Consider the following 16,122-nt stretch of genomic DNA (forward strand, 5'->3'; position numbering starts at 1 on the left):
AAATAAAATAGCTAATGATATCTTAGAGGATGCTAGGAAGAAGAAGTTTTAAGGATTGAATGAGAAATAAATCCAAGTATTCAAATTTGTTTATACTTGGATTTAAATGCTATAATTTTACTTTAAATTTTTAAAGGTTTTTTATGGCTGCTGATGATCAAGAAAAAACAGAAGAACCCACGTCCAAGAAAATAGAAGATGCGCGTAAAGAGGGTAATGTCCCAAAAAGCCAAGATGCATCTGCTGTGGCTGTGCTTGTTATAGCTGTGCTTGTGGTGTTGTTTATGATGCCTTTTATAGGTGAGAGAATTAGTGGTTTGTATAGGTTTTATCAAAGTTTTATAGGTATAGAACTTGATTTAAAAATTTTACAAAAAATTATCATAAAAACTATGATAGAAATGTTTATTATGGTTTTACCTATTACTTTAACGATTATGGTTGCAGGTGTGCTTGGTAATTTAATGCAATTTGGTTTTATTTTTACCACTAAGCCCATTACTCCAAATTTTAATAAAATTAATCCTATTAATGGACTTAAAAATCTTTTTTCTTTAAAAAAAATCATTGAAGCTTTAAAAATTACTCTTAAAGTTGGAGTGGTTTTTGGCATAGCTTTTATTTTTTTATTACAATTTATGAAAGAGCTTCCTAGGGTAGAACTTTATACGATTTATCCACAACTTTTATGGCTTAGAGATAAAGCTATTATTCTTGCGGCTATTGTGATTATAGCTTTTTTGATTATTGGACTTTTAGATGTGCTTTTAGTAAGGTATCAGTATTTTAAAAATTTACGTATGAGTAAACAAGAAATCAAAGATGAATACAAGCAAAGCGAAGGAGATCCTTTAGTAAAAGGAAGAATTCGTCGTTTGCAAATGGAAGCAGCAAGGCGTAGAATGGTGCAAGATGTTGCTAGTGCTGATGTGGTGATTACTAACCCTACCCACTATGCAGTTGCTTTACGTTATGATAGTTCTAAAGAAGCTGCGCCAAAAGTTTTAGCTAAAGGGGTGGACTTTTTAGCTTTGCGTATAAAAGATATGGCTTATGAGTATAATGTGATGATTTATGAAAATCCTCCTTTAGCAAGAGAGCTTTATAAAACTTGTGAAGTTAATGATCTTATCCCACCAGAGCTTTTTAAAGCAGTGGCAGAGGTTTTAAGTTTTGTCTATACCTCTAACAGACAAAAATTTGCTGATAGATTAAAATAAATTTAGCTTTTTAATCAAACTTATAATAGTCATAGTTATAGAAAGAGTGTAGATGCCCAAAAGTGCTATGCGGTGGGATTTAAGGTTGATTTTTTCCATGATTTTAATACCAAGATAAACCCCTAGCATAGAGCTAAGTCCTACTAAGCTTCCATTTTGCAAGACTTCTTTATCAATGATGTCATTATATACAAAAGAACTAATTCCTGAAATGGAAGCAAATATTACAAAAAATAAACTAAGTGGCACTACTTTTTTAGTATCATAGCCTAAAAAATAAGCTAAAATAGGGGTGATTAAAAGCCCACCACCAATCCCTAAAGATATAGCAAAAATTCCTGTAAATACACCACAAATTAGCAAAATAGAATTTTTTAAGATATTAGAGTGGTTGATGTTTCCAATGGTGCTTTTTTGATTAAAAGCAAATTTTAAAAAGAATACAATACTCACGCATAGAAAAATACTTGTTAAGGTTATATCTGAAAAATAAGAGAGTAAAAGCCCGCTAAACATTGCACCCAAAAAGCCTCCAAAGCCTATGATAAGACCATCTTTTAAGATTAAATTTTTATTTTTATAGTTTAAATAAGAACCAAAAATAGAAGCAAAAATCATTTGTACAACAGAAATTGCAACAGCATGGTGAGAGCTAAGCCCTAAAGTAAGCATGAAAGGAACGATAATCATACCACCACCTATGCCAAAAACCCCCGAAGCCATACCTGAAAAAATCCCTATAATCATATAAGGAAGTAAAGTTAAATCCATATTCTATACGCTTTAATCAAAAAAATATTGAGTAAATTCTTCGCCATATTTTTGTTCTAGTGTATTATATAAAGAATTTATATTTTCTATAAATTCTTGTTCCTTAAAAGCTTGCATAGTGAAGGAATTTTTTTCATAATGTTTGAAAAACTCTATAACCCCCCCCCTATCTAATGTATCTATAAATATTTTTTTGCCAAATATATTTTTAAAATATTTTTGTAGAGCTTTATCTATATATTGAAGAGATTTGAAAATAAAAATCATGATAGGAACTTTTCTTATTTCTTCTGTGGTTATTTTAAGTTGATCAATTACATTAATTTTATTTGTTCGTATCAAGGTGCAGGGATGGTTTTTTTCATCTTTATAGAATAAATCATATATTGTAGATTCTCTGACTCTAATAAAATTACCATCATTACTTACTATAGGAAAATAAGGATATAGTTTGCATATTAATGGTCTTAGATTATGTGGTGAACATAAACCTTTAAAATCACATTCAACGAAATATATTTTTATTTTTTTATTATTTTTTAAAGTAAAAATTACATTCTTTGTGTTTTTAAATTGTATTTGATTATCTAATGCTAGAAATTCAGTTTCTAACATGGGTAAAACTATATTATCACTCTTGGCAGATGATAAATATTTAAAATAAGGGTTTTTACAACAATAACTATTGCAAGTTTTATAACATTCCTTTGTAAAGATAAATTCCATAGAATGTATTTTTTTAAATATATTCATATTTTAATCCTTAGTTTAATTTGCTTTTATTGTAACAAAAGAAAAATTTATTTAGCTTTAGAAAATATAATCATAGTCGATTTATGATGACTATAAATAGTTTTTGGAGTTAATATGAAATTTTGTAAAAAATGCGTTATGCCAGATACTAAGCCTGATTTGCATTTTAATGATGAGGGGATTTGCGATGCGTGTTGCTCGCAAGAAGCTAAAAATCATGAGATAAATTGGCAAGAGCGTGAAAAAGAATTTCTAGAACTTGTGAAAAAATATAAAAAACATCCTGTGTATGATTGTGTGATAGGGGTAAGTGGTGGTAAGGATTCTACTTTTCAAGTTTTAAAATGTCTTGAGCTTGGGCTTAATCCTTTGTGTGTTTGTTTTGAACCAAGTATTCCTACTAAAATAGGTAAAAAAAATTTAAAAAATTTAAACAATCTTGGTGTTGATTTAATTCATATTAAAAGAAATCCTTTGGTGTATAAAAAATTAGCCCGCGAAGCTTTTATAAGAACGGGCGATAATGAATGGCAAAACCATTTGGGAATTTTTACTTGTGTTCCAAAGGTAGCTGTTGCTTTTGGTATTCCTTTGATTATTTGGGGGGAAAGTCCGCAGATTGAGTATGGTGGGCCAGCTAGTTCTAAAGAAAAAAACACTTTAGGTAGAGAGTGGCTTGAAGAATTTGGCGGACTTTTGGGTAATAGAATTTCTGATATGATTGGTGTTGATGGTATTAGAGAAAAGGATTTATATTTTTATACTTATCCAAGTAATGAAGAGCTTCAAAGAGTAGGAGTTACAGGGTTATTTTTGGGATATTATTTTAAATGGGATTATAAGTATAATTTAAAATTAGCTCAAGAAAATGGCTTTAAAACTAGTACAAAACCAGTTGAAACTACTTATGAGAATTTTGAAAATTTAGATTGTTATTCAAACCATGTGCATGATTATTTAAAATACTGCAAATATGGTTTTGGAAGAGCTACGGATAATGCGTGCTTGGATATAAGACTTGGCTATATTAGCCGTGAAGAGGGTGTGAGACTTGTAAATAAATATGATGGAAAGCCACCTAAAAAGGCTATTAAGAAGTATTTGGAATTTAGTGGTTTTAGTGAAAAAGAATTTGAAAAAATTGTAGATTCTTATACTAATAAAAAGATATTTAAACGCGATGAAAATGGTAAATTCTTAAGAGATAGCGATGGATCATTGATAAAAAAAGATGAGTTTATTTTGAAATGATTTGTATTGTTGATTATCATCTTGGAAATTTTAAATCTGTTTTAAAAGCTTTTGAAAAACTTAATCAAGAAGTGATTATAAGTTCTAAAAAAGAAGATATAAAAAATGCCTCTAAATTAGTTTTACCAGGTGTTGGGTCTTTTAAGCAAGGTATGGAAAATTTAAAAAAACTTGCACTAGATGAGCTTTTAAAAGAATGTGTTTTAAAAGATAAAAAGCCTATTTTGGGGATTTGTCTTGGTATGCAACTTTTTGCTAGCAAGGGATATGAGGGCGGAGAGTGTGAAGGGCTTGATTTTATAAAAGCAAAGGTTTTGAAATTTGATTTAAGTAAAGAAAAATTATTGCACAGTGGTTGGGATGATTTGCAATTTAGTGATAAAAAAAGCAAGCTATTTGATGGAATTTTAGAAAAAAGTGATTTTTATTTTGTGCATTCTTATTATGTAGAATGTTTAGAGAGAGTGGAAACTTCTTTTTGTGAGTATGAAAAACCTTTTTGTGCAAGTTTTGAAAAAGATAATATTTTTGCTGTGCAATTTCATCCTGAAAAAAGCCAAAATGTAGGTTTGAAACTTTTAGAAAATTTTGCAAATTTAAAGGTCTAATATGCTTAAAACAAGAATTATACCTTGTGTGTTATTAAAAGATCATCAGCTTGTAAAAAGTATCAATTTTTCTTCTTTTAGAACTATCGGGCATGTAATAAGCACAGCTAGGATATATAATGCTAGAAATGTTGATGAGCTTATAGTTTTGGATATTAATAAAAACGGCGTTATAGATTTTGAAAGTTTAGAAGATATAGCTAATGAGTGCTTTATGCCTTTAACTATTGGAGGTGGGATTAGAACTTTAGAAGATATTAGAAAAGTGTTAGATATAGGTGCTGATAAAATTAGTATTAATTCTATGGCTTTGCAAGATCCAAATTTTGTCAAAAAGGTGGCAAATACTTTTGGAAGTTCTTGTGTAGTATGCTCGGTTGATGTAAAAAAAGATAAAAATAAATTTAAAGTTTTTAATAATGAAATTTTAGATATTGATCCCCTAGAACTTGCATTAAAATACGAATCTTTAGGAGCAGGGGAGATACTTTTAACAAGTGTTGATAAAGAAGGAAGTTCTTTGGGATATGATTGGGAATTATTAGAGTATTTCAAAGGTAAATTAAAAATTCCACTTATTATCAATGGAGGGCTTTCTAAGCCTCAAGATGGGGTAAAAGCTATACAACTTGGTGCAAATGCATTAGCTGGTGCTTTTATATTTCATTTTAGTCAATATACTCCAAATGATGTTAAAAATGAGCTTTTAAAAAATAATATCCCTGTGAGGATTGTTTAAATTTACAAAATAAAAATTATTATCTTCTTTAATAACCTTAAAACCATGCTTTAAATATAAATTTAAAGCTTTTGTATTTTCTTTAAAAACACAAGCGTTTAAAGTTTGAACTTTTAAAACACTAAAAGCATAGTTTTTAACTTCTTGCATTAAAAGATTGCCTACGCCTTTTTTTATGCCATAAAGTCCAAATTCGCATGAATGGTTGGTTATATTAATAAAATCAATTACACCTATGATATTTTTATCATCATAAACTAAAAAATATTTTTTAGTTGTATCCGTTTTTAGACTAGATAAAAAACTTAAGTGCTCTTTTAAAGTGATATTTTGCGTTTTCATAAATTTAGCAATATTTTCATCGTTACGCCATTTTAAAACAAGCTCTATTTCTTCTTGGTTTAAGTGGATAAAATCTTTTAAAACTATCATATAAAACTCTCCACCTCATAACCTTTTTTAGCAAGCCATGTTGCAAGTTTTTCTTGATTTTTAGCATAGGCTATGGCTTTAAAATTTGCTTTTAAAATCAAAGCTTCGTTCACCAATGAGCTTGCACTAATGATGAGTTTTTTGCTTTCATTCATCAATCTAGCAAGATTAGGATGGTCTATTAGAATTTGTATATTAGGGTTTTTTTGGCTTAATTTTTGAAGCAAGTTTAGATGGGAATTTGCTTTTGTGGTAGCTATGATGATGGTTTTGTTTTTGTTAAGCTTGTTTGCTATATCAAAGGAAATATTTTTTGGATCACTTCCTCCTATACAGATAAAATAATCATAAATTTTTTCTCTTTTTATCTTGCTTTCTTCATAAAATTCATCGCGTATTAGAGCATAGGAAAAGCCACATCTTAACTCACAATATCTTGGCACTAAATTCTCATAATCACTTTCTTTAGCATAAGCATTGACATTTAATAAAATGTCACAAAAATGTTCTTTTAACTCATCATCAAAACTGAGAATTTTAATTCCTGTTTCTAATTTTATGAGTTTTTCATCATCAGCGGTAATTTCATAATGATCGATGATTAAAAGATCAAATTTTTCCTTTTTGATGAGATTGATTAGCTCATATATGCTAGCACTTGTTAGTTCATATACAGGATAAGGAATTTCATCTATTAAAGAGCCTTTTAGTGGCAAACAAGCAAAAGATACATCATGATATTGCTTAGCTAGTAAAAGATCTCTTTTAATGTGTCCATGTCCTATAGCGCTAGAACTATCACTTCTAAAAAGAACTTTCATATATTATGCTCGTTTATTTTGATACATTCTTGAAATTTTATACAAGGATTTTTTTCATTAAATAAAAAGTCTAAAATTCCCAAATAAGCTATAAAATTTGCACCTAATTGTGTATAGGTTGGATGGATAAAATCAAAATATTCAATTTTTATATTTGCATTTTTAAAAATTTCTTTTGCTGTGTCTTTCTCAAGATAATTTTTTGAACCTTCTGGAGAAAGATAATAATTAGCTTTTAATGTTTGACAAATTTCAAGTAGTAATTTTTCTTTTTTTTCATTTTTTAAGTTTAAAGAAGAACTTTGCAAAATGGGTGTTTTGATGTTTAAATGCTCACAGTAAATTCTGATTAACTCCATATTAAATTGTACCAAATGTGTATGTTTAAATAAAGCTTTTTCTAAGACACTGTAATATTTTTCAAAATTAGCACTTTTAGAATAGGCATGTTGAATGGTTTTTAAAAATTTAATTTTCCATTTGTCATCTTTTTCAAATAATATATCTTGGAGTGATGTTTTTTGTGGTGCTTTTTGTAAGTTTAGTCCTAGTAAAAAGGTTTTATCTTGTAATTTGATTTTATTTCTATTTTGCCACGATCTGCGTTCAAATTGAACATTATCCAAAAAGACAAAAGTATCAACACTTTGTATCATATACATGTAGCCAAGCCATGGATTAAAGGTTGGCTGCATGATGGCTATTTTCACTTAATTTTTCCATAAATTACAATATCACTATCATTAACTAATCTTTCATCTTCTCCCATGATATTGGTATTTTCATAAGTAAGTACTTTAAAATCATATAAATTTAAATATTCTTTTAAAATTTCTACAAGTTCGTATTCTTGGTAGAGAGTATTGATACATCCAAGCTCTCCTGTGGTATTATCATTTGTGATTTTAAAACAATTATGAGCTATTTTTTCTCCATAGCCATATCTATAATCTTTTATACTTCTTGTTCTTAAAAAAAACAAAGCATTTTCTTTATACATAGAATTTTCTTTGGAAATTTTTAATAATTTTAAAAAATCTTCTTTCAAAAGATAGTTAATCACATTAGGAATCATAAAAATATCTGCATTAAGATTTGGATTTTTTAAAGGAAATTCTAAGATATTATCATGAAAAAACTGATAGTTTTTGCATTGAATTACTTCTTTGAAATTGTAATTAGCATTGTTAATATTTTCTTGATTTAAATCAACTCCGATACATTCATAATCATAATTTGCAAACAAAGAAAGATTATTGCCGTTAGAACAAGCAAATTCTAAAACTTTTTGGTTGCTTTTTTGATGTAGTTCTTGTTTAAAAAAGAATTTAATTATAGCTAAATCTGGAAATTTTAAACCTTTTAAATCTCTTAAGTACATTTTTTACTCCTTAGTGATTTTACCATAGATGATTATATCGCTATCTTTGATATAAACTTTATTTTTTATATTGATATTTTCACTTGTGATAACTTCAAAATCATATAGATTTAAATATTCTTTTAAAATTTCTACAAGTTCATGTTCTTGATAAGCGGTGCAAAGACAATTTTTCTCGCCACTAAATTCATCATAGCTTAAAATAAAACTATCGTTTTTTAATCTTTCTCCAAGTCCATAACGATGATCTTTAACGCTTCTTGCTCTTAAGAAAAAATGAGTATATCCTAATTTATTTGTTTGATATAAGTTATTTTGTTTTGCATCTTGCAGTAAATTTTTAAATTCATCTTTGCTAATGTAATTAATTACATTAGGTATTAAAAATACATCTGCATTTATATTTTGATGATTTTTAGCAAAATCAAGCATATTTTCATTAAAAAAACTTGCCTTTTGATAATGCATAATTTCTTTAAAATTATAAATAGCATTTTCATGATTTTGCTTGCTAAGTTCTACACCAATACACTCATAATCATAATTTGCAAATAAAGAAAGATTATTGCCATTATGAGAGGCAAATTCTAAGACTTTTGCATTTTTTAAGGTATCAAGCTTGTTTTTAAAAAACCATCTTACAAGCTCCATATCAGGATACTTAAAACCTTTGATTTTATTTATAAACATTTATTGCCTTTGTGAAACTGATATAGTATTTTAGCAAATTCTAAGTCTTCAAAAGTGTCAATATCACAAATTTTATTTCTAGGAAGCAAAAAAGCTTTAGAGTGAGGTTTAAACATAAAATCTTCTTCTAGCCACGCTTCTTTTTTACCAAAGTAAAATGCTCCACCATCATGATAAGCTTTGGTAAGATCTTGTGAGCGTTTGTTATAGTTTGACTCATCAAACATATAAACTTTGTTTTGTTCATCAAGGTAAAAACCTCTTTGTATAGGGTATTCAAACTCGCAAGCTGAAAATAAAAATTTACATTCTTCTTGACTAAATTGCTCAAAAGCTTTTTGTAAGATAAACTCATCTATAAGCGGTGCAGTAGCGTATAAACAACACACATTTTCATAGGTTTTACCTTGCTTTTCTAGAGTAGTAATGGCATTTTGGATTACAGCGGTTGAGCTTGCATAATCATCACTTAGTTCTTTTTTACGTACAAAAGGAGCTTTGGCTCCGTATTTTAAAGCTACTTCGATGATTTCATCATCATCACTTGAAATGATCACATCATCAAAAATACCTGAATTTAAAGCACTTTTTATGCTATAAGCAATTAAAGGCTTTCCTAAAAAATCAATGATATTTTTTCTAGGAATACGTTTAGATCCACCGCGCGCAGGGATAACACAAAGATTCTTCATGGTATTAAAATTTTAAATGACCCCCGCCATCAACAATAAACTCTTGCCCGGTAAACCATCTTGATGCATCACTAAGTAAAAAACAAATTAAATTTGAAGTATCATCGGTAGTTCCAACACCTAAAGGATATCTTGAATTTGCAATAGCAACATAATCTTTTCCTGTTGTACTATCTGAAACATCAATCATTGGAGTTAAAACAAGACCGGGACATATAGCATTGATTCTATATTTTGGAGCAAATTCTAAAGCAAAGGATTTTATAGCAGAGACAATAGCTCCTTTACTAGCTGCATAGTTTCCAAGTCCAGCTCCAGGTCTATCGAAGGCAGCAGAACTTATCCAAACAAAGCTAGAGCCATCTTTGCTTTTAGCCCTTTTATCCGTTAAACCTTTAAGAATTTGCAAATTTCCAAAATAATTAATATTAAATAGTTTGACTCCAAAATTAGCAAAATTGGGAGCACTTAAAGGCATGGTATTTACTGTTCCAGCGCTTAATAAGCAACCATCAAAACTACCATATTCTTTAGCAAGTTCTAAAGTCCATTTGTCTAGATACTCAAAATTTGATAAGTTTTTTGAGATTGTGATGAAGTTGTCTGGGTTTTTAGCTTGTTCTTTTTGAGTTAAGAGCTTATTTTCATCTCTACCTATGGCTATGATTCTAGCACCAAGCTCATTTAGCATTAAAGCTGCATGAGCTCCTATGCCACTACTAGCTCCAGTAACGACATAGCTTTTATCTTTAAATAAATTTTCTTTGAAAATCATATTAAGACTCTAAATGTTCGCTAGGTATTAGAGCGATTAGATCGTTTATATTTTTACATTCTCTTAGTGTTTTACCTGGTATATTGACATTAAAAAGATGGTTATATAAGGCTATAACAGAGATCAATCCCAAACTATCATATTCTTCAATATCTTCAAGAATCATATCTTTGGATAATTTATAATCAAGCTGTAAAGCATCCTCTAAGTGTTCTAAAAATTTTTCTTTTGTCATTTTTTATCCTTTCTTGTAAATTTGAGTTTGTTTACACCAAAAGTTTTGATCTAGTTCTAATATAGCATTTGCCCAGCCAAGTCCAGCTCCAAAACCGCCTAATTCTACTTTGAGCTTTTTACTTAAAGGGTTTGTGGCAGTGTCTAGAGTATCACAAATGGTAGCTGGTATAGAAGCTAGGCTTAGATTTGCATAAAGGCTGATGGTATTATTTGGTGTTTTGCTAGGGTTTAGTTTTAATCTATTTATGATTAGGTCTATCATTCCTTTATTTGCTTGATGCAAGAAAATATAGTCTAGATCTTCTTTTTTGCACTTTGCATATTCTAATATAGACTCAAAAGCTTCAGGTTCTTTTTGTGTGGCAAAGTTGAAAATACTTAATCCATTCATATATACTTGTTTTGGTTTGTTATTGTACCATTCAGGTTCGTCAAATTCATGTGGTCTTGGAGTTTTATAGGCGCCAAAAGGGACAAATAGGTCTTTTACGCCTTTTCCATCATTATTGAGCTCAAAAAAACTTTGCGTTTTTTCTTGGGTATATTCTAGTAAGCTAACATTTACACTATCGCCACGAATTCTGGTATGGTGTTGAGGAGCATCTTTTTCTATTTTAGAGCAAGTATTTCCACATACCATCAAAATTCTTTTGCATCCCCCATTTTCTATCATAGAAAAAAGCGTGTAAAGTCCATATACAAAACCTGCGCATGATTGATTGATGTCAAAAGCTAAAGTTGTTTGTGGTAAATCTAGCTTACCATGAAGATAACAAGCTGTAGCAGGTATAAAAAAATCAGGAGTTTGGGTAATAACTACTATAGCATCAATAGTATTTTTATCTAGTCCATACTCGTTAAATAATATATTTGCTCCATACTCTGCTAGATCGCTTACAGAAGTTTCTTCATCTACTATATACTTATATTGCAATCCTACAGATTTTTTAATACGGTTTAACTTCTTAATATCTCCTTGATATCTTGTATGAAGTTCATCATCGATATTATACCTATTCTGCGGAACCACCATAGCCATGGCTGAAATCTTAGCATGTGAAAAAGAAGTTTTCATAAATATTTCTTATAAATTTGAGTTTGTTTACACCAAAAGTTTTGATCTAGTTCTAATATAGCATTTGCCCAGCTAAGTCCAGCTCCAAAACCGCCTAATTCTACTTTTAGTTTTTTACTTAAAGGGTTTATAACGGTATTTAGGGTATCGCATATGGTAGCTGGTATAGTCGCTCCATTTACATTACCATATTTTGTGATGGTATCATTTGGAGTTTTTAATGGATCAAGTTCAAGTTTTTTTATGATGGTATCAACTATGCTTTTATTTGCTTGATGCAAGAAAATATAGTCTAGATCTTCTTTTTTACACTTTGCATATTCTAATATAGACTCAAAAGCTTCAGGTTCTTTTTGTGTGGCAAAATTAAAAATTTCCAAACCATTCATATAAGATTCTTTAGGTTCTGTATTATACCATTCAGGTTCGTCAAATTCATGTGGTTTGGGATTTTTAAAAGCACCAAAAGGTTTAAAAAGATACTTTACACCTTTGCCATCATTTCCAAGTTCAAAAAAGCTTTGCGTTTTTTCTTGGGTATATTCTAGTAAGCTAATACTTACTCCATCACCTGTAACATTAGTTTTAAATTTGTTTTTTTCACGTATTTTTTCAGTTTCACTTTTACTGTTGGCATCACCACATACCATCAAAATTCTTTTGCATCCCCCATTTTCTATCATAGAAAAAAGCGTGTAAAGTCCATATACAAAACCTGCGCATGATTGATTGATGTCAAAAGCTAAAGTTGTTTGTGGTAAATCTAGCTTACCATGAAGATAACAAGCTGTAGCAGGTATAAAAAAATCAGGAGTTTGGGTAATAACTACTATAGCATCAATAGTATTTTTATCTAGTCCATACTCGTTAAATAATATATTTGCTCCATACTCTGCTAGATCGCTTACAGAAGTTTCTTCATCTACTATATACTTATATTGCAATCCTACAGATTTTTTAATACGGTTTAACTTCTTAATATCTCCTTGATATCTTGTATGAAGTTCATCATCGATATTATACCTATTCTGCGGAACCACCATAGCCATGGCTGAAATCTTAGCATGTGAAAAAGAAGTTTTCATGATAAATCCTATGTTTATACTACAAAATAATTTTCATCGTTTTTTAAATATTCAATAGCAATATTTAAAAAACTCCTTGCATTAATAGATGCTATCTTTGCATTTGCAAACTGAATTTCCCTTATTATATCGTTTTCTCTTAAAATTTCAAAATATTTTTTGGGTTGTGCTTTTGATTTTTTGTCTATATCTCTAACGTAGTATTTGATATTTTTTTGTTTTTGTATGCCATATTCATCTATTATATTTCCATAGAAAGTTTTAAAATATCTATAAGGAACATTAAATTTTTCTTCAATATGGTGTATGTATGTAATACCTAAATTTTCATTTCCAAAAAGAATAATCTTTCCGTTATTTTTTGTGAGTATATCAAATACGCTATTTTTGCCAAAACAACTATCGCACTCTTGGAGGAAAAGATTTTCTTGAGCTCCTTTTATTGCACAAGAAAAAATAGGATCATTAGTGCGTTTAACTCCAGGCTGAAGCCTAAAAAATTCATTCAATACGCCAACTTTTGTTTTAGAATTTATTTTATCATAATCTTTTCCATCACAAAAGCTATATGTAAATGTAGGCATGATCAGCGTACCTTCTTTATCTATAACTTCAAAAAAACAATCTAAAAAAATACGCAATAATTCTTTAGGAGCTACTAGAGGAATTCCAAAATTATAAATTTCAGAATGGACAAATAATATATCTCCTTGTTTAATTCCTAAATTTTTAAGTGCTTTGATAAGGTCTTGTTTATAAAATATTTTATCTTGATTTTTAAATAAAGCTTGCATTATTTCATGGCTTCATCTAGCATTTTTTTTATGTTTTCAAAATTATCAAAATTTTCAGGAGTAATAAAATCAGCATTTAGTGGTTTTTGGTAGTATTTTTCTATCTCCATCACTAAAGACATTATATCTATACTATTAATAGTACCATCACTCACTAAATTTTTCATAGAAGAGTCAATATCATCTCTTTCTATATTAATAAAAAATTGTTGAATAATTTTCATTTTTGACCTTTTTTTGAAAGCAATTTATGATATTATATTTAAAAAAAATTTTTATAAACTTAAAATGAGGTAAAATGGTAGCTTATTTGCATATAGGTAATGTAAAAACAGGAACTACTACTATACAAAATTTTTGTGCATTGAATGAAAATAAATTATTAGAAAAAGGTTGTATTTACCCTCAATCCTTTCGTATTACTTCTAGACATTGGGGTTTGGTGGAGCAAATTTTAAGTCCTAATAAAGATAAAAATGTGCAAGTGCTAAAAGGGTTGAACGGAAAAGAGTTTAAAGCACATTGTGATAAAAAATTTATATTTTCCTGTGAGGGTATTGTATGGGAATTTTCTAAAATAGAGTATATACAGCAGTTGAAAATTTTTTTAGAAAATTTAGGTTTTGATAAAATATATATTATATTATATTTGCGCAATATCAGTGATCTTTTAAATTCGTTATATTCACAAGAGATAAAAAATAATTTACAGATTGATTTAACACCTATAGATCCTAATATGCATTCTAAAAAACATATCTTTGATTATAAATGGTTATGTCAAAGTTATGCAAGTGTTTTTGGTATAGAAAACTTAAAGATAAGAATTTTTGAAAAAGATGATTTTTTTAATCAAGATTTAATAGAAGATTTTTTACACTGTATTGATTTGGAAGTTAATAAGAATGAGTTTTTAATTCCTCAAAATCAAAACAAAAGCTTGAATTTATTAGGGATAGAATTGTTAAAAAGAATTAATCAAAAAAGCAAAGATCCTAATACAATAAAATTTTTATCCAAAATAATAGAAAAATATTTTGAGTTAGACTCGTTTCATTCTCATTTGAAGTTTTCATTAAAAGCGCAATTATGTGAAAACTATGAAAAATTTTTTAGTAATTCCAATAAATGGGTAAGGTGTAATTTTTTTCCACATAAAAAAGAATTATTTAAAAATCAAGGTATTGTGGAAGCAAATGATAGAGTTGGTTTTAAAGATATTGATTATGATGATATTGTGGATTTTGTTTTAGAAATTGTGCGTTTAAAAAACAATACTATTAAATTTTTAAAGGAGTTTTGAATAAGCTTTTTGTAAAATCTTCCTATCAATTTTTCCATTTGCATTTAAAGCAAATTGTTCTATTTTAACAAATTTCTTAGGTATCATGTAAACAGGGAGTTTGTCTTTTAAAAAGTTTTTAAAATCTAACTCTTCCTTGCTTTCATAAAAACAAATAATTTCTTCTTTAAAAATACAAGCACAATTTTTTATATTCTCATGAGAATTTATAATACTTTCTATCTCTCCAAGCTCTATGCGATGACCCATATATTTGATTTGATGATCTATCCTTCCATAGCATAAAAGTTCGCCAAATTCATTATAAGCTACCACATCACCTGTTTTATAAAGCAAGTCTAGGTAATTATCATGCAAAGGATTTTGCATAAAAGCTTGCTTTGTTTTTTCTTTATCGTTGTAATACCCTAAAGAAAGACAAGTTCCTCTTACATAAAGCTCGCCTTTAATTCCTATTTGACTTGGAGTAATTAAATTTAAATTTTCATCAAATACTAAAAGCTGAGTATTTTTGCAAGCTTTTCCTATAGGTAAAAGCTCATCATCGCTAAATTGCCTATCAACTATGTAAAAAGAGCATACATCGGTAATTTCAGTAGGTCCATAAAGATTAGCAAATAAAGCACTAGGAAGGTATTTGCGCCAAATGTTGAGTTGTTTATTTGGCATGATTTCGCCACAAAAAAGAATTTTATTTAAATTTTTTAATTTGGTGCTATCTACCGCATTAGTATTAGCAAAATAAATCAGCACTGAAGGTACCCAAAAAATTGTTGTTATTTTTTCTTGTTCTAGATACTCCAAAATTTTATTTGGAAAGGCAAAAAGATGATTTGGCAGTATATGAAGTGTAGCTCCTATTTTAACAGAGCTAAATATATCTAATATGCTATTATCAAAGTAAAATGGTGCTTGATTAGCAAGTATATCTTCATGATTTAGTTTAAAAGTCTCACATACCCAAAAAGTATAATCAATCACACTTTTATGACTTATACTTACTCCTTTTGGAGTTCCTGTGCTTCCACTTGTAAAAAGCACATAAAGTAAGTTTGTATCTATGTGATTATCTAAAGCTTTTTCTAAAGCATTTTCATTTATATCAAAACTTTCAAAATCTTCTGTGAAGATAGTATCAAGATTAAAATCTAAATTTAATTTTTTAGAAGTAATTAAAAGTTTTGGTTTTAAAACTTCTATAACTTTTTCTACACGCTCTTTAGGACTTTTTTCATCTAAAAGTGTATAAAAATTCCCACTTTTTGCTACACCAAAAAAAGAAAGCAAACAATCAATCCCTTTAGGAAGTATGATTAATACAGGATCTTGTGTACTTTTAGTGGGAAGTTTAGAAAGAATTTTACTTGATATTTTTTTACTTAAATCATCAAATTCTTTATAACTTATACTTTTACCATTAAACTCAACAAAAGCATTTTTACTTCCAAATTTAGCAACGCTTTCTTGTAAAAAATCATTGATGTGGGTTATCATG

The 16,122-nt window shown here is 28.6% G+C and carries 20 protein-coding genes; 5 read left to right on the top strand and 15 right to left on the bottom strand.

The window, feature by feature from the left end; translation table 11 throughout:
- Positions 1-143: 143 nt before the first annotated feature.
- On the top strand, positions 144-1,220 hold the full coding sequence (gene flhB / locus L8V82_RS01850) for a flagellar biosynthesis protein FlhB (protein ID WP_263723806.1): 1,077 nt from the start codon (positions 144-146) through the stop codon (positions 1,218-1,220).
- Here the strand turns inward: flhB and L8V82_RS01855 are convergent.
- Positions 1,212-1,991: a sulfite exporter TauE/SafE family protein gene (locus L8V82_RS01855; RefSeq protein WP_257942766.1), complete on the bottom strand. Its 780-nt coding sequence runs from the start codon at positions 1,989-1,991 to the stop codon at positions 1,212-1,214. The genes flhB and L8V82_RS01855 overlap by 9 nt on opposite strands.
- 12 nt (positions 1,992-2,003) lie before the next feature.
- Positions 2,004-2,744: a hypothetical protein gene (locus L8V82_RS01860; RefSeq protein ID WP_263723807.1), complete on the bottom strand. Its 741-nt coding sequence runs from the start codon at positions 2,742-2,744 to the stop codon at positions 2,004-2,006.
- A 114-nt stretch (positions 2,745-2,858) separates the two neighbouring features.
- Here L8V82_RS01860 and L8V82_RS01865 point away from each other — a divergent pair, with 114 nt between their 5' ends.
- From L8V82_RS01865 to L8V82_RS01875, 3 genes are read left to right on the top strand one after another with little or no spacing between them, the layout of a single operon-like run.
- Positions 2,859-3,995 carry an N-acetyl sugar amidotransferase gene (locus L8V82_RS01865; RefSeq protein ID WP_263723808.1) on the top strand — a complete coding sequence of 379 codons (1,137 nt, stop codon included), beginning with the start codon at positions 2,859-2,861 and terminating at the stop codon, positions 3,993-3,995.
- Positions 3,992-4,603 (top strand): imidazole glycerol phosphate synthase subunit HisH, encoded by a 612-nt coding sequence (gene hisH, locus L8V82_RS01870; RefSeq protein WP_263723809.1) that lies wholly within the window; start codon positions 3,992-3,994, stop codon positions 4,601-4,603. The genes L8V82_RS01865 and hisH overlap by 4 nt, the downstream gene beginning before the upstream one ends.
- Before the next feature lies 1 nt (position 4,604).
- A complete protein-coding gene (locus tag L8V82_RS01875) occupies positions 4,605-5,342 on the top strand; it encodes a HisA/HisF-related TIM barrel protein (protein WP_263723810.1) in 738 nt (245 codons plus the stop codon).
- Here the strand turns inward: L8V82_RS01875 and pseH are convergent.
- From pseH to L8V82_RS01935, 12 genes are read right to left on the bottom strand one after another with little or no spacing between them, the layout of a single operon-like run.
- Positions 5,310-5,774: a UDP-4-amino-4,6-dideoxy-N-acetyl-beta-L-altrosamine N-acetyltransferase gene (gene pseH / locus L8V82_RS01880; protein ID WP_263723811.1), complete on the bottom strand. Its 465-nt coding sequence runs from the start codon at positions 5,772-5,774 to the stop codon at positions 5,310-5,312. The two genes, L8V82_RS01875 and pseH, sit on opposite strands and share 33 nt — an antisense overlap.
- On the bottom strand, positions 5,771-6,595 hold the full coding sequence (pseG, locus tag L8V82_RS01885) for a UDP-2,4-diacetamido-2,4,6-trideoxy-beta-L-altropyranose hydrolase (protein ID WP_263723812.1): 825 nt from the start codon (positions 6,593-6,595) through the stop codon (positions 5,771-5,773). Before pseG ends, pseH begins: the two co-directional genes overlap by 4 nt.
- Entirely contained in the window at positions 6,592-7,305 is a 714-nt protein-coding gene (locus L8V82_RS01890) for a WbqC family protein (RefSeq protein ID WP_263723813.1), read from the bottom strand. The genes pseG and L8V82_RS01890 overlap by 4 nt, the downstream gene beginning before the upstream one ends.
- Positions 7,302-7,976: a class I SAM-dependent methyltransferase gene (locus tag L8V82_RS01895; protein ID WP_263723814.1), complete on the bottom strand. Its 675-nt coding sequence runs from the start codon at positions 7,974-7,976 to the stop codon at positions 7,302-7,304. The genes L8V82_RS01890 and L8V82_RS01895 overlap by 4 nt, the downstream gene beginning before the upstream one ends.
- 3 nt (positions 7,977-7,979) lie before the next feature.
- On the bottom strand, positions 7,980-8,666 hold the full coding sequence (locus L8V82_RS01900; protein WP_263723815.1) for a class I SAM-dependent methyltransferase: 687 nt from the start codon (positions 8,664-8,666) through the stop codon (positions 7,980-7,982).
- Entirely contained in the window at positions 8,657-9,358 is a 702-nt protein-coding gene (pseF, locus tag L8V82_RS01905; protein WP_263723816.1) for a pseudaminic acid cytidylyltransferase, read from the bottom strand. Before pseF ends, L8V82_RS01900 begins: the two co-directional genes overlap by 10 nt.
- 4 nt (positions 9,359-9,362) lie before the next feature.
- Positions 9,363-10,133: an SDR family NAD(P)-dependent oxidoreductase gene (locus tag L8V82_RS01910; RefSeq protein WP_263723817.1), complete on the bottom strand. Its 771-nt coding sequence runs from the start codon at positions 10,131-10,133 to the stop codon at positions 9,363-9,365.
- Between the two features lies 1 nt (position 10,134).
- Positions 10,135-10,368: a phosphopantetheine-binding protein gene (locus L8V82_RS01915; protein ID WP_263675157.1), complete on the bottom strand. Its 234-nt coding sequence runs from the start codon at positions 10,366-10,368 to the stop codon at positions 10,135-10,137.
- A 3-nt stretch (positions 10,369-10,371) separates the two neighbouring features.
- Positions 10,372-11,445: a 3-oxoacyl-[acyl-carrier-protein] synthase III C-terminal domain-containing protein gene (locus L8V82_RS01920; RefSeq protein WP_263675156.1), complete on the bottom strand. Its 1,074-nt coding sequence runs from the start codon at positions 11,443-11,445 to the stop codon at positions 10,372-10,374.
- A complete protein-coding gene (locus L8V82_RS01925; protein ID WP_263723818.1) occupies positions 11,442-12,530 on the bottom strand; it encodes a 3-oxoacyl-[acyl-carrier-protein] synthase III C-terminal domain-containing protein in 1,089 nt (362 codons plus the stop codon). The genes L8V82_RS01920 and L8V82_RS01925 overlap by 4 nt, the downstream gene beginning before the upstream one ends.
- Before the next feature lie 14 nt (positions 12,531-12,544).
- Positions 12,545-13,324 (bottom strand): AAC(3) family N-acetyltransferase, encoded by a 780-nt coding sequence (locus L8V82_RS01930; RefSeq protein WP_263723819.1) that lies wholly within the window; start codon positions 13,322-13,324, stop codon positions 12,545-12,547.
- Positions 13,324-13,548 carry an acyl carrier protein gene (locus L8V82_RS01935; RefSeq protein ID WP_214125013.1) on the bottom strand — a complete coding sequence of 75 codons (225 nt, stop codon included), beginning with the start codon at positions 13,546-13,548 and terminating at the stop codon, positions 13,324-13,326. Before L8V82_RS01935 ends, L8V82_RS01930 begins: the two co-directional genes overlap by 1 nt.
- A 74-nt stretch (positions 13,549-13,622) precedes the next feature.
- Between L8V82_RS01935 and L8V82_RS01940 the strand changes: the two genes are divergently transcribed.
- Positions 13,623-14,627 (top strand): hypothetical protein, encoded by a 1,005-nt coding sequence (locus L8V82_RS01940; RefSeq protein ID WP_263723820.1) that lies wholly within the window; start codon positions 13,623-13,625, stop codon positions 14,625-14,627.
- On the opposite strand, the gene L8V82_RS01945 is transcribed toward L8V82_RS01940, so the two are convergent.
- Entirely contained in the window at positions 14,613-16,121 is a 1,509-nt protein-coding gene (locus L8V82_RS01945) for an amino acid adenylation domain-containing protein (protein ID WP_263723821.1), read from the bottom strand. The genes L8V82_RS01940 and L8V82_RS01945 overlap by 15 nt on opposite strands.
- Position 16,122 lies beyond the last annotated feature (1 nt).

The organism is Campylobacter sp. IFREMER_LSEM_CL2151 (assembly GCF_025771725.1).
In the GTDB taxonomy this organism is placed as follows: Bacteria; Campylobacterota; Campylobacteria; order Campylobacterales; family Campylobacteraceae; genus Campylobacter_D; species Campylobacter_D lari_C.

Bases quoted from the DNA above. Each gene is read 5' to 3' on its own strand.
- flhB (WP_263723806.1), top strand. From the start codon at position 144: ATGGCTGCTGATGATCAAGAAAAAACAGAAGAACCCACGTCCAAGAAA.
- L8V82_RS01855 (WP_257942766.1), bottom strand. From the start codon at position 1,991: ATGGATTTAACTTTACTTCCTTATATGATTATAGGGATTTTTTCAGGT.
- L8V82_RS01860 (WP_263723807.1), bottom strand. From the start codon at position 2,744: ATGAATATATTTAAAAAAATACATTCTATGGAATTTATCTTTACAAAG.
- L8V82_RS01865 (WP_263723808.1), top strand. From the start codon at position 2,859: ATGAAATTTTGTAAAAAATGCGTTATGCCAGATACTAAGCCTGATTTG.
- hisH (WP_263723809.1), top strand. From the start codon at position 3,992: ATGATTTGTATTGTTGATTATCATCTTGGAAATTTTAAATCTGTTTTA.
- L8V82_RS01875 (WP_263723810.1), top strand. From the start codon at position 4,605: ATGCTTAAAACAAGAATTATACCTTGTGTGTTATTAAAAGATCATCAG.
- pseH (WP_263723811.1), bottom strand. From the start codon at position 5,774: ATGATAGTTTTAAAAGATTTTATCCACTTAAACCAAGAAGAAATAGAG.
- pseG (WP_263723812.1), bottom strand. From the start codon at position 6,595: ATGAAAGTTCTTTTTAGAAGTGATAGTTCTAGCGCTATAGGACATGGA.
- L8V82_RS01895 (WP_263723814.1), bottom strand. From the start codon at position 7,976: ATGTACTTAAGAGATTTAAAAGGTTTAAAATTTCCAGATTTAGCTATA.
- L8V82_RS01900 (WP_263723815.1), bottom strand. From the start codon at position 8,666: ATGTTTATAAATAAAATCAAAGGTTTTAAGTATCCTGATATGGAGCTT.
- pseF (WP_263723816.1), bottom strand. From the start codon at position 9,358: ATGAAGAATCTTTGTGTTATCCCTGCGCGCGGTGGATCTAAACGTATT.
- L8V82_RS01910 (WP_263723817.1), bottom strand. From the start codon at position 10,133: ATGATTTTCAAAGAAAATTTATTTAAAGATAAAAGCTATGTCGTTACT.
- L8V82_RS01915 (WP_263675157.1), bottom strand. From the start codon at position 10,368: ATGACAAAAGAAAAATTTTTAGAACACTTAGAGGATGCTTTACAGCTT.
- L8V82_RS01920 (WP_263675156.1), bottom strand. From the start codon at position 11,445: ATGAAAACTTCTTTTTCACATGCTAAGATTTCAGCCATGGCTATGGTG.
- L8V82_RS01925 (WP_263723818.1), bottom strand. From the start codon at position 12,530: ATGAAAACTTCTTTTTCACATGCTAAGATTTCAGCCATGGCTATGGTG.
- L8V82_RS01930 (WP_263723819.1), bottom strand. From the start codon at position 13,324: ATGCAAGCTTTATTTAAAAATCAAGATAAAATATTTTATAAACAAGAC.
- L8V82_RS01935 (WP_214125013.1), bottom strand. From the start codon at position 13,548: ATGAAAATTATTCAACAATTTTTTATTAATATAGAAAGAGATGATATT.
- L8V82_RS01940 (WP_263723820.1), top strand. From the start codon at position 13,623: ATGGTAGCTTATTTGCATATAGGTAATGTAAAAACAGGAACTACTACT.
- L8V82_RS01945 (WP_263723821.1), bottom strand. From the start codon at position 16,121: ATGATAACCCACATCAATGATTTTTTACAAGAAAGCGTTGCTAAATTT.